Annotated in this window: 8 protein-coding genes; 4 read left to right on the forward strand and 4 right to left on the reverse strand. The window is 32.0% G+C overall.

Annotation, left to right across the window (positions count from 1 at the left end; all coding sequences use genetic code 11):
• Positions 1 to 64: 64 nt before the first annotated feature.
• Positions 65 to 2,116 (reverse strand): HDIG domain-containing metalloprotein, encoded by a 2,052-nt coding sequence (locus tag Q0807_RS15305; protein WP_299111329.1) that lies wholly within the window; start codon positions 2,114 to 2,116, stop codon positions 65 to 67.
• A gap of 114 nt (positions 2,117 to 2,230) precedes the next feature.
• On the opposite strand from Q0807_RS15305, the gene Q0807_RS15310 reads away from it, so the two are divergent.
• Both Q0807_RS15310 and Q0807_RS15315 read left to right on the forward strand, forming a co-directional pair.
• Complete coding sequence (locus Q0807_RS15310) at positions 2,231 to 3,409, forward strand: acetyl-CoA C-acyltransferase (protein ID WP_299111331.1); 1,179 nt, start codon at positions 2,231 to 2,233, stop codon at positions 3,407 to 3,409.
• A gap of 9 nt (positions 3,410 to 3,418) precedes the next feature.
• On the forward strand, positions 3,419 to 4,168 hold the full coding sequence (locus Q0807_RS15315; protein WP_299111333.1) for a C40 family peptidase: 750 nt from the start codon (positions 3,419 to 3,421) through the stop codon (positions 4,166 to 4,168).
• 51 nt (positions 4,169 to 4,219) lie between these two features.
• Here the strand turns inward: Q0807_RS15315 and Q0807_RS15320 are convergent, their stop codons facing one another.
• Positions 4,220 to 5,509 (reverse strand): tetratricopeptide repeat protein, encoded by a 1,290-nt coding sequence (locus Q0807_RS15320; protein WP_299111334.1) that lies wholly within the window; start codon positions 5,507 to 5,509, stop codon positions 4,220 to 4,222.
• Positions 5,510 to 5,537: 28 nt separating this feature from the next.
• Positions 5,538 to 8,090, reverse strand: a complete 2,553-nt coding sequence (gyrA, locus tag Q0807_RS15325; protein WP_299111336.1) for a DNA gyrase subunit A — start codon at positions 8,088 to 8,090, stop codon at positions 5,538 to 5,540.
• Positions 8,091 to 8,364: 274 nt separating this feature from the next.
• Here gyrA and Q0807_RS15330 point away from each other — a divergent pair, with 274 nt between their 5' ends.
• Both Q0807_RS15330 and Q0807_RS15335 read left to right on the forward strand, forming a co-directional pair.
• Entirely contained in the window at positions 8,365 to 10,914 is a 2,550-nt protein-coding gene (locus tag Q0807_RS15330; protein WP_299111338.1) for an ATP-dependent Clp protease ATP-binding subunit, read from the forward strand.
• Between the two features lie 82 nt (positions 10,915 to 10,996).
• A complete protein-coding gene (locus tag Q0807_RS15335; RefSeq protein WP_299111340.1) occupies positions 10,997 to 11,374 on the forward strand; it encodes a hypothetical protein in 378 nt (125 codons plus the stop codon).
• A gap of 1 nt (position 11,375) precedes the next feature.
• Here Q0807_RS15335 and hutH read toward each other — a convergent pair whose 3' ends face one another.
• Positions 11,376 to 12,905 carry a histidine ammonia-lyase gene (gene hutH, locus Q0807_RS15340; RefSeq protein ID WP_299111342.1) on the reverse strand — a complete coding sequence of 510 codons (1,530 nt, stop codon included), beginning with the start codon at positions 12,903 to 12,905 and terminating at the stop codon, positions 11,376 to 11,378.
• Positions 12,906 to 12,962 lie beyond the last annotated feature (57 nt).

Genomic DNA, 12,962 nt, shown 5'->3' on the forward strand with positions numbered 1-12,962 from the left:
TATAGGTTTTTCTTTAATTAAAGTATAACGACAGATTTATATTTACTTAATAGAATCGTAAAATTTACTCAGGATACTCAATCCTTAGATGGTAAATATTAGCCAATTTATGTTTAAGAACTTTCTTAATGGATTGAATTTCTTTAAATGTAATATCCGCATTTAAAAACTGACCTGCTTCCATCTGCTTATCTATAATATTTTCTACAAACTCATTTATTTTAGTACTTGTAGGCTCTTTTAAGCTTTTAGAAGCGGCTTCTACACTATCACACATCATCAATATAGCTGTTTCTTTACTAAATGGTTTAGGTCCAGGATAGGTAAAATCTTTAATATCAACCAATTCATTAACAGCCTTTTCTTTCATGTAAAAATAATAAACTAAACTAGTACCATGATGTGTTCTTATAAAATCAATAACGCGATCTGGTAATTTATGTTTTTTTGCTATTTCAATACCATTTAAGGTATGCTCAATAATAATTTTAGCACTCTCCTTACTAGAGAGTTCGTCATGAGGATTAATACCAGTACTTTGATTTTCTGTAAAATACGTTGGGTTTTTCATCTTTCCAATATCATGATACAATGCTCCTACCCTAATTAACATAGCATTGGCTCCAATTTCATTAGCTGAAGCTTCTGCCAAATTCGCCACGTTTAATGAATGATGAAATGTACCTGGTGCTCTATTAGATAATTCTTTTAATAATTTAGTATTGGTATCTGATAACTCCAGTAATGATACATCTGAGACTAATCCGAATATCTTCTCATAGATATAAATTAAGGGCTGCACAAATAATGTAGCAAGGCCACACAGTATAAACAAACCAAATGTTTCCCATTTTAGTCCTGTTAATTGACCTTCGTGAATTACGAAAAAAGCAAAATAAGCAATTATGTATATAAAGGTAATTTGTCCTACAGAAATAAATAGATTTGCTCTTTTATATAATTCTGAAACAGTCAATATAGTTACCATTCCTGCAATAATTTGAAGAAACATATATTCGTAACTATTAGGTACAATAAACCCTAAAAGTAATACTGTAAGAACATGAGCAAATAAGCCTAATCTCGCATCAAAAAAGGCTTTTAAAACCAATGGTAATATACACAGTGGCACTACATATATATATTGTGAATTAAAATTAATGACTACAGTGGTTAACAATATCATTAAGGCAATATTGAAAAATATAAAAGTGACTTTAGTATTATCTAAAAAGACTTCAATTCTATACTTTCGTAAAAACAAAAGCAACATTAGCAATGCCAATGCCACTAAAAGCGTATAAGCTACAAGTACCCAATTATAGTTGGTTGTATTCCAAACATGAGACTCATATTCAGATTTTAATGAACTTAAAATATCATATTGGTCTGCTTCTATTACTTGTCCTTTTGAAACGATTAACTGGTCTTTTTCAATCTGACCTCTAGTCAAAGCTATTTTAGACAATTCTTCTTCAAGAACTTTTTGACTTAAACTTTTATTTAGACTAATATTAGGTTTAATGACATCGAAAAAAATTGAAATCATTCGCTTTTTAACATCAATGGATAGACTACTACCTAAATCCTTTTCTACAAGTTGCCGAAGTTCTCCTAATTCATTTAAACTACCATATTGCAACTCACTCTGAACTTTGTTAGAAATTGTCAACACTGCAGTACGATCATCAGAATAACTATATTCTAAATCTAAAATTCCTGGATTATATAATTTATTGACTATAAATTTCCCTTCTTTATATAAATTAGAATTTTCAATACTATATGCACTTGAGTCCTCAAATACCTGATTAAACCTAACTAAATAATTAGATAAAACCTGACTCTCCATATTCTTATTTACTTCGAAGTAAACAGGGCTTTGAGCTTCAATTTCAAGTTTTTCTTTCTCAATTTCGGCACTAGATTTCTTTATTGCAAAGTTAAAAGGTGCATATAAATTCTCTGATTGCCAAGGTTTACTTTTTTCAAAAGAATATCTAAATTTTCCTGTTTTTGGGAAAAGGTAAACTATAAATAATGTGGTAACCAAGTACAACAATATTTTGTAGCCTAAAGCGTGATTCTTATACCATTTATTAAGGAATCCATTCATATACAATCAAATGTAATAAATATTAAAATTTTAGACGGCTAATATCAATAATACATTCTAAAATCTCTTAAAAAATGTTTAATTTCGCATTAAATAACATCAAACAATTTTATTATGAACAAGGAAGTCGTTATCGTTTCTGCGGTTAGAACACCTATTGGAAGTTTTTTAGGAAGTTTATCTTCTGTACCTGCTCCAAGATTAGGAGCTGCTGCTATAAAAGGAGCTTTAGATAAGATTAATTTGAAACCAGAACTGGTCAATGAAGTCATTATGGGTAATGTAGTGCAAGCTGGTACAGGTCAGGCACCTGCTAGACAAGCTGCAATTTATGCTGGCTTACCAAATACAACACCTTGTACTACGATTAATAAAGTTTGTGCTTCTGGAATGAAAGCTGTTATGCAAGCTGCTCAAGCTATTCAATTAGGGGATGCAGATATTATTGTTGCTGGTGGAATGGAAAACATGAGTTCAATACCTCATTATTACCATGCACGTACTGGTACAAAATTTGGGCCTGCTACACTTGAAGATGGTATGCAAAAAGATGGTTTAGTTGATGCTTACGATAATAATGCAATGGGAGTTAGTGCTGATGCTTGTGCTACAGAATATAAATTCTCTAGAGAAGATCAAGATGCATTTGCTGTTCAATCTTACGAGCGCTCTAAAGCTGCTTGGGATGCTGGAAAATTTAAAGAAGAAGTAATACCAGTTGAAGTTCCTCAACGTCGTGGAGAACCTGTTATTGTTGATACAGACGAAGAGTATACTAATGTTAAAATGGAAAAGATTCCTGTATTACGTCCTGCTTTTACAAAAGACGGAACCGTCACTGCTGCAAATGCATCTACAATTAATGATGGTGCTGCTGCACTTATATTAATGAGTAAAGACAAGGCTAATGAATTAGGTTTAAAACCTATTGCAACAATAAAAGGGTATGCTGATGCTGCACACGAACCAGAATGGTTTACAACGGCACCATCAAAAGCATTACCGAAAGCGTTGGCAAAGGCTAATGTAGAGTTAAGTGATGTTGATTATTTTGAATTTAACGAAGCATTTTCTATAGTTGGATTAGCAAACATGAAAATTTTAGGATTAAACGATAGTAATGTAAATGTTAATGGAGGCGCTGTTTCTTTAGGTCATCCACTTGGATGCTCAGGAGCTCGAATTCTTGTAACATTAATTAATGTTTTACATCAAAATAATGCTAAACTAGGAGCTGCTGCTATCTGTAATGGTGGTGGTGGCGCTTCCGCTTTAGTATTAGAAATCGCTTAACCAAATTTTATGCAATACGGCATTTGCAATCTTGGCATTGTACCCATACGATTAGAACCTAGCGATACCAGTGAAATGGTAACGCAAGCATTGTACGGTGATTTTTTTAAAGTGCTAGAGCAGCGAAAAAAATGGAGTCGTATTCGCTTTGCTTTCGATAATTATGAAGGTTGGATCGATAATAAGCAATACTTAGAAATTGAAGAGTCTAATTATATTGAACTTCAATCAGCAGGTATAAAATTATCTAAAGATTTAATTGAGTTTGTTTCAGATGATTTAAACAACCTTTATCCAATTCCCGTAGGTTCAGATTTAAATGGTTTACAATTGCTAAATCATAACTTTGATGGATCTTCTTTGACTTCAAAAAGTAATAAAGAAAACATTATCAATACATCGTTTTTGTATTTAAATGCACCATATTTCTGGGGAGGAAAAACACCATTTGGTATTGATTGTTCTGGCTTTACACAAATGGTTTATAAACTTAATGGTTATTCTCTACTCAGAGATGCTTCAGAACAAGCAACTCAGGGAGAAGCTTTAAGTTTTATTGAAGAAAGCGAACCTGGAGACTTAGCATTTTTTGATAATAATGAAGGCCACATAACACATGTTGGTATTATTATGAAAGATAATTATATTATACATGCACATGGCAAAGTTAGAATTGACCGTTTAGATCATAGTGGTATTTATAACAAAGAGAAAAATATGCATACTCATAAACTCAGAGTAATAAAAAAAATAGTATAAAAAAAAGCGACTAAAATTAGCCGCTTTTTTTATTTACAAATTCTATTAGAATTAATTTCCACCAGCTGCTGCTTCCATTGATTCATATTTAGCTTTCATCGCTTTAAATTTATCAGTGTCTCCAATTGCACTATATAAATTCATTAAGTTTTTAGCTGTATTAATGCTTTCATTTAAGCTTAATGATTTTTCCAAATATGGAATAGCCTCTAAATAAAGTTTGTTTACTTTAGCTTTAATTTCATCATATTTGTTATAATTAGGAGAATTGCTTTCTAAAATAGCATTCATTTCCTCAATATACTTAGCTTCATCCGATAAAATTACAAATGCCATATTTAAGTTAGCATTATTATAATTTGGATCCACATCTAAAGCTTTTTGATAATATTTCTTTGCCTCTTCAGTGTTATCAGACTCTCCTAATAATGCTCCTAAATTATATAAGAATTCTGCATTACCATCAGCCTTTGCAGAAGCTTCATCAATCAATTCAGTAAACTTATCTTTATTACCTAGCTTTAAATAAGTCTGTGCTTGCACAACAATCAATCCTAAATCGTCTGGATTTTCAGCTCTTGCTTCTACCGTTGCTGCTAAAGCTTTTTCACTTTCTCCTTGATCCGCATAAATAAGGGCAATGTTTTTTACAATTTCAGATCTTCTAGATTCTGTTTTAACATCTCTTGGTTTAATATGTGTTTTTAAGGTTTTTACAGCGAAATCTCTTCCAGCTTTATCAGCATACAACACCTCTTCTCCAGATTCTTTATCCGTAGCAAAGTGATTCATTGCAATACCTGTATAACCTAAATCACCAAGTTCTATATAGTAACCTAATGCACTAGGATAATCATTTGCTTTTATTGATGAATAAGCTGCACTATATAAATATGAAGTGTCTTGTGGAGAAATTCTGTAGATTTTTTCAAATCTGTCAGCTGCTGCTTCAAAGTTATTACTATTAAAAGCATCATTTGCTTTGGTAATAAAAGTGTTAAACATTTTAGATTTCATATCATTAGCCTGCTCTGTATATTTTAGCTTACCAATTGAAGATTCTAATGTTTTTAATTGATCCAAAGTCTCAATTGCATCATCAATATTTGCGTCTGTACCAGCACCATTAGCATATAAAGCTTGTGCCTTCAAATAATAAAATTTTGCTTTAGACTTATCATCCATGTTTCCAATTAAGGCTTCCGCTGATGATATTGCTGCTTTGGCATCCGAGAAGTTTACATTTTTAAGTGCTTTTTCAATAGCCTTTAACTCATTCTTTTGAGCATAAGACATTGATCCAATTGCCAATAAAAGCACTAATGTCATTAATTTTTTCATCTTGTAATAAATAGTTTATTGTTTAATATTAATTTTCAGTTTCATTATTATCAATAGCCGTGCCACCCTCATTAGAGTCCTCATTATCAGTTACATTATCTTCAATAAGTTCCCCTTCTATATCTTCTATATCCTCTTCATCATCTTTCATCACTTTTGCCACAGCTGCAATAGAATCGTTACCTTTAAGGTTAATTAGTTTCACCCCTTGAGTTGCTCGTCCCATTACACGTAAATCTGCTACTGCCATACGAATTGCAATACCAGATTTATTGATGATCATTAAATCATCTTCATCTGTTACATTTTTAATTGATACTAAATTACCAGTCTTTTCAGTGATAGAAATAGTTTTCACACCTTTTCCACCTCTGTTGGTAATTCTGTAATCTTCTAAGCTAGAACGTTTTCCATATCCATTTTCAGAAACAACAAGAATGTTACTTTCCATATCATCAACAGCAATCATTCCTATAACTTCATCTGTTTTTTCATCTTGAAGTCTAATTCCACGAACACCAGAGGCATTTCTACCCATTGGTCTTGTCTTAGCTTCTTCAAAACGAATTGCTTTACCTGATTTTAAAGCCAACATTACTTGACTTTCACCTGTTGTTAACTTTGCTTCTAATAAAACATCATCTTCTTTAATAGTAATAGCATTAATACCATTAGATCTAGGACGAGAATATTGTTCTAATGAAGTTTTCTTAACCTGACCTTGTTTAGTCGCCATTATGACATAATGACTATTAATATAATCTTCATCTTTTAAATCTTGAGTACAAATGAAAGCCATCACTTTATCATCTTGCTCAATATTTATTAAATTCTGAATTGCCCTACCTTTTGAAGTTTTAGAACCTTCTGGAATTTCATAAACACGCATCCAGAAACATTTTCCTTTTTGTGTAAAGAATAACATATATTGATGGTTAGTACCAACAAATAAATGCTCTAAGAAATCTTCATTACGAGTTGTTGAAGCTTTCTGCCCAACTCCTCCTCTATTTTGAGTTTTATATTCTGTAAGCGAAGTACGTTTAATGTAACCAGCATGAGAAATTGTAATTACAACTTGTGCATCTGGTATCATATCTTCAATACTCAAGTCTCCACCTGCATATTCTATAACAGAACGACGGTCATCACCATATTTATCTCTAACAACTTCAAGTTCTCCTTTAATAATATCCATACGACGGTCTTTCCTGTCTAAGATGTCTTTAAGATCTATAATTGTTTTCATTATTTCTTCATACTCAGCACGCAATTTGTCTTGTTCTAGACCTGTCAACTGACGTAAACGCATCTCAACAATAGCTTTTGCCTGAATTTCTGACAGTTTAAATCGTTCAATTAAATTATTTCGAGCTTCTTCTGCATTAGATGATGCACGAATAATCTTAATTACTTCATCAATATTATCTGAAGCAATAATTAAACCTTCTAATATATGAGCACGTTCTTCTGCTTTTCGTAATTCATAAGTGGTACGTCTAACAACAACATCATGTCTGTGCTCTACGAAATAATGAATTAACTCTTTTAAATTTAATAATTGAGGACGACCATTGACAAGTGCAATATTATTTACACTAAAAGACGTCTGCAACGAAGTATATTTATATAATTTATTAAGTACAATATTAGGAATAGCATCACGTTTTAATACGTAAACAATTCGCATTCCATTTCTATCAGACTCATCTCTAATTGTAGAAATACCCTCTAATTTTTTATCGTTAATAATATCAGCAGTTTTCTTAATCATGTCTGCTTTATTAACTTGGTAAGGAATCTCAGAAACAATAATACATTCTCTACCCTGTACTTCTTCGATAATTGCCTTTCCACGCATTACAATACGTCCACGACCTGTATGAAAAGCTTCCTTTACACCATCATAACCGTAAATTGTTCCACCTGTTGGAAAATCTGGAGCTTTAATGTGTTGCATTAACTCATCAATCTCTATATCGTTATTCTCTATATAAGCAATGGTTCCATCTACAACTTCAGTTAAATTGTGAGGAGGCATATTCGTAGCCATACCAACCGCAATACCAGAAGCTCCATTAACTAAAAGACCAGGAATACGAGTTGGCAATACCGTTGGTTCTTCAAGAGTATCATCAAAGTTCAATTTATGATCTACAGTTTCTTTGTCAATATCTGCCAACATATCCTCAGATATCTTACGCATTCTTGCCTCTGTATAACGCATTGCTGCCGGACTATCGCCATCTACAGATCCAAAGTTACCTTGTCCATCGACTAACATATAACGTAAACTCCATTCTTGAGCCATACGTACCATTGCATCATAAACGGAAGTATCACCATGTGGATGGTACTTTCCTAAAACTTCACCTACAATTCTTGCTGATTTTTTATGTGCACTATTTGCTCTAATACCAAGTTCATGCATACCATAAAGTACACGTCTATGAACCGGTTTTAAACCATCTCTTACATCTGGTAACGCACGTGACACAATGACTGACATTGAATAATCAATGTAAGCCGATTTCATTTCATCTTCAATGTTAATTGGAATGAGTTTTTCTCCTTCTGCCATATATAAAATTAATTAGTTTTTTTGTGAATTTTCATAACGTGCTAATATAACCAAAATACCACTGTTTTTAAATAAATTCGACTTGCTTTTTAGGATTTTTTATTAACAATATTTAATATCTTTTTCGTTAATAAGTATCTCCTATTTTCCTTTGATTTAAAATGCTTTTTTACTCTCTTCGTTTACTACAGAAAATAAACATATAATTTAAGGTATGGTTTTTGCCTTATACCTAATATGTTTTTATTATTTTTAAAGCAGAAAGGAATATAGTATGGATGATAATTTTTCCCCAAGAGTTAAAGATGTTATTGCTTACAGCAAAGAAGAAGCGCTACGTTTAGGTCACGATTTTATTGGCACTGAGCATTTAATGCTTGGCTTATTAAGAGATGGCAACGGTAAAGCAATAGATATTTTAGGCGCATTAGAAGTTGATCTTAATCACTTAAGGCGTAAAGTAGAGATATTAAGTCCTGCTAACCCAAATATCGTTACAACATCTAACGAAAAAAAGAACTTGCATTTAACAAGGCAAGCAGAGCGTGCATTAAAAACAACGTTTTTAGAAGCTAAATTGTTTCAAAGCACCTCAATTAATACAGCACATTTATTATTGTGTATTTTAAGAAATGAAAATGATCCAACAACTAAGCTTTTAAACAAGCTTAAAGTAGATTATGATAACGTAAAAGAAGAATTTAAATCTATGGCAACTAGCGAAGATGATTATTTAGAAACTCCAAAAGCAGAGTCGTTTTCTGATGATGATATGAATGAAGAAGAGGATGCTAAGCAAAATCCATTTGGTGGACAAGCAAGCAAAGCAAACAAGAAATCAAAAACTCCTGTATTAGATAATTTTGGAAGAGACTTAACTGTACTTGCAGAAGAAGGCAAATTAGATCCAGTTGTAGGTCGAGAAAAAGAAATACAACGTGTATCTCAGATTTTAAGTCGAAGAAAGAAAAACAACCCTTTATTAATAGGTGAACCTGGTGTTGGTAAATCTGCAATTGCAGAAGGACTCGCGCTTAGAATCGTTAAACGTAAAGTATCACGTACCTTATTTAATAAGCGTGTTGTAACTTTAGATTTGGCAAGTTTAGTTGCTGGAACTAAGTATAGAGGACAGTTTGAAGAACGTATGAAAGCTGTTATGAATGAACTTGAAAAGAATGATGATATTATTCTTTTTATAGATGAAATTCATACCATTGTTGGTGCAGGTGGTGCAACCGGAAGTTTAGATGCTTCTAACATGTTTAAACCAGCATTAGCAAGAGGCGAAATACAATGTATTGGTGCTACTACTCTAGATGAGTACAGACAATATATTGAAAAAGATGGTGCTTTAGAACGTCGTTTTCAGAAAGTAATTGTAGAACCAACTACCGTTGAAGAAACAATTGAAATCCTTAATAATATAAAAGGTAAGTATGAAGAACACCATAATGTGAATTACACTGATGAAGCAATTGAAGCATGTGTAAAGTTAACAAATCGTTATATGACAGAGCGTTTCCTTCCAGACAAAGCTATTGATGCTTTAGATGAAGCTGGTTCTCGTGTTCATATTACAAATATTGATGTACCAAAACAAATTCTAGAATTAGAAAAGAAACTTGAAGAAGTTAAAGAAACTAAGAATAGTGTTGTTAAAAAGCAGAAATACGAAGAAGCTGCAAAACTTAGAGATGATGAAAAGCGACTTGAAAAAGAATTAGCAACTGCCCAAGAAAAATGGGAAGAAGAAACAAAACAACATAAAGAAATTGTAACTGAAGATAATGTTGCAGATGTGGTTTCTATGATGACAGGAATTCCTGTAAACAAAATTGCACAGACAGAAATCACAAAGCTTTCACAATTACCAGATCTAATTAAAGGTAAAGTAATTGGACAAGATCAAGCCGTTGCAAAGGTTGTAAAAGCTATTCAGAGAAACCGAGCCGGACTAAAAGACCCTAATAAACCAATTGGTTCATTTATCTTTTTAGGTCAAACTGGTGTTGGTAAAACACAGTTAGCAAAAGTTTTAGCTCGTGAGTTGTTTGAAAGCGATGATTCTCTTGTGCGTATAGACATGAGTGAATACATGGAGAAATTCGCGATTTCTCGTTTAATTGGTGCGCCTCCAGGATACGTAGGATATGAAGAAGGTGGACAATTAACTGAAAAAATAAGACGTAAACCTTATGCTGTAGTTTTATTAGATGAAATTGAAAAAGCGCATCCAGATGTGTTTAACATGCTATTACAAGTTTTGGATGATGGTTATCTAACTGACAGCTTAGGTCGTAAGATTGATTTTAGAAATACTATCATTATTATGACATCTAATATTGGAGCTAGAAAACTTAAAGACTTTGGAACAGGTGTTGGTTTTGGTACTTCAGCAGCAGTTGCTCAAGAATCAGATCATGCTAAAGCAGTAATAGAAAATGCCTTAAAGAAAGCATTTGCTCCAGAATTCCTTAATAGAATAGATGACGTAATTGTCTTTAATGCTCTAGAAAAAGAAGACATTAACAAGATTATTGATATTGAATTAGTTAAACTTATCGAAAGAATTAAAGATTTAGGATATTCCCTTAAACTTACAGACAAAGCAAAAGATTATATTGCTGAAAAAGGCTTCGATAAACAATATGGAGCAAGACCTTTAAATAGGGCTATTCAAAAATACGTTGAAGATGCCTTAGCTGAGGAAATCATTAATTCAAAAATCCATGAAGGTGATACCATTACCATGGATTTAGATGAAAAAAATGATGAATTAAGTATTAAGATAAAATCTTCGGAAAAGAAGACTGAATCTTAAAAAAAGTCATTCTAAATTAAAAAAACTCCTTCGTTATGAAGGAGTTTTTTTTTATTTTACAATGCCCAACCAAAGATTTAGTATGAGAGAACTGCTTACTTTTGACATCTGTCAAATGGAAATATATGACAACCACATTATTACAACCGTTAATGAAGGAATACACCTCACTTCTGATGATAATAATATTTTAATAGAAGTCGCAGAGAAATTTTTTAGCGATAGCAAATTTGTTTATATCTCTAATAGAATTAATTCTTATTCACTTGACCCAAAAGTTTATTACGAAACTTTTAAAGTAAAAAACTTACTAGGTCTTGCCATTGTTTCTAGCAATCATAAAGCATTAGGAAATGCAAAAATAGAGCGACTATTTTTTAAAAAGCCTTATAAAATCTTCTCAGATATGAAGGAAGCTTTATTATGGACCGATGAATTAGTTAGCAATAGCCCTAATTAATCTATTTTAGATCATAATGATTTAAAAACAACTCTTCTATTTCAATATCAACATCTTGTAAAAATTGAATTGAAGCTTGTATATCATCATGCAAAACTTCATCTACTTTTATAAATGGTACTACTTTTCTGTACTGTTCTAAAAATGACTCCAATAATGGAGAGGTTTTCAATGGTCTTCTAAATTCTATTGCTTGAGATGCATTCATTAATTCAATAGCAATAACTCGTTCTACATTTTTCACCAAAGTATAAGCTTGTGTAGCTGCATTTGCTCCCATACTTACATGATCTTCTTGTCCATTACTCGAAACAATACTATCTACACTAGCAGGCGTTGCCAATTGCTTATTTGCACTAACAATACTTGCAGCTGTGTATTGAGGAATCATAAAACCAGAATTTAATCCCGGGTTATCAACTAAAAATGCTGGTAAACCTCTTAAGCCAGACACTAATTGAAAAACTCTTCGCTCAGAAATATTTCCAACTTCCGCCATTGCTATTTTTAAATAATCTAGTGCTAATGCTAAAGGCTGACCATGAAAATTTCCACCAGAAATAATTAAATCTTCTTCATGAAAAATATTAGGATTATCGGTTACCGAATTAATTTCCGTTAAAATTACTTTTTCAACAAAATCTAAGGTGTCTTTTGTGGCACCATGAACTTGCGGAATACAACGGAAAGAGTAGGGATCTTGTACATGTTCTTTTTCGCGCTCAATAAGTTCACTCCCTTTTAAGAACTCATTAAAACGTCTAGCTACTTTTCTTTGACCAGGATGTGGCCTTACAGCATGTACTAAATCATGAAAAGGATCTAAACGACCGTCAAAAGCATCTAAAGAAATACTAGCTATTATATCCGCTAAGTAAGATGTTTTATGAGACATTAGTAATAAATAAACACCATAAGAACTCATAAATTGTGTACCATTTAATAAAGCCAAACCTTCCTTAGCTTCTAGTGTAATTGGTTGCCAATTAAATTCTTCTAAAAGTGTTGCTGCTTCGTATTCTTTATTGTTATGTACCACTTTACCTTTTCCTAATAAAGGTAAAGCTAAATGTGCTAATGGTGCTAAATCACCCGAAGCACCTAATGACCCTTGCGTAAATACAAATGGAAATATATCGTTATTAAAAAATTCTATTAATCTTTCTACAGTGGCTAATTGTACACCACTATGGCCATAACTTAATGACTGAATCTTTAAAAGCAGCATCACTTTAACAATAGATTCTGGTACACGCTCTCCTGTTCCACAAGCATGAGACATTACTAAATTTTCTTGCAGTTGACTTAAATCTGAATCAGAAATTTTCACATTATACAAAGAGCCAAAACCTGTATTAATACCATACATTGGTTTTTTATTATTAGCCAATTTACCATCTAAATATGCTTTACATTTTTTAATACTATTTATTGATTCTTCAGACAGTTTTAATTTTTTGTTTTCATAAAAAATATTGTAAATCGTTACAATATCTAAAGCGTCTGAAGAGATGATATGATAGTTATCCATTAGTTATATTATTTAGTATTCAAAATTGAGAATAATTTTGCACTTTACAAGGATTTG

Origin of the sequence: uncultured Winogradskyella sp., from assembly GCF_947495255.1 — a bacterium.
Lineage (GTDB): Bacteria > Bacteroidota > Bacteroidia > Flavobacteriales > Flavobacteriaceae > Winogradskyella.

Coding starts and splice junctions, on each gene's coding strand:
- Q0807_RS15330 (WP_299111338.1), top strand. CDS start 8,365: ATGGATGATAATTTTTCCCCAAGAGTTAAAGATGTTATTGCTTACAGC.
- gyrA (WP_299111336.1), bottom strand. CDS start 8,090: ATGGCAGAAGGAGAAAAACTCATTCCAATTAACATTGAAGATGAAATG.
- Q0807_RS15320 (WP_299111334.1), bottom strand. CDS start 5,509: ATGAAAAAATTAATGACATTAGTGCTTTTATTGGCAATTGGATCAATG.
- Q0807_RS15305 (WP_299111329.1), bottom strand. CDS start 2,116: ATGAATGGATTCCTTAATAAATGGTATAAGAATCACGCTTTAGGCTAC.
- Q0807_RS15310 (WP_299111331.1), top strand. CDS start 2,231: ATGAACAAGGAAGTCGTTATCGTTTCTGCGGTTAGAACACCTATTGGA.
- Q0807_RS15315 (WP_299111333.1), top strand. CDS start 3,419: ATGCAATACGGCATTTGCAATCTTGGCATTGTACCCATACGATTAGAA.
- Q0807_RS15335 (WP_299111340.1), top strand. CDS start 10,997: ATGAGAGAACTGCTTACTTTTGACATCTGTCAAATGGAAATATATGAC.
- hutH (WP_299111342.1), bottom strand. CDS start 12,905: ATGGATAACTATCATATCATCTCTTCAGACGCTTTAGATATTGTAACG.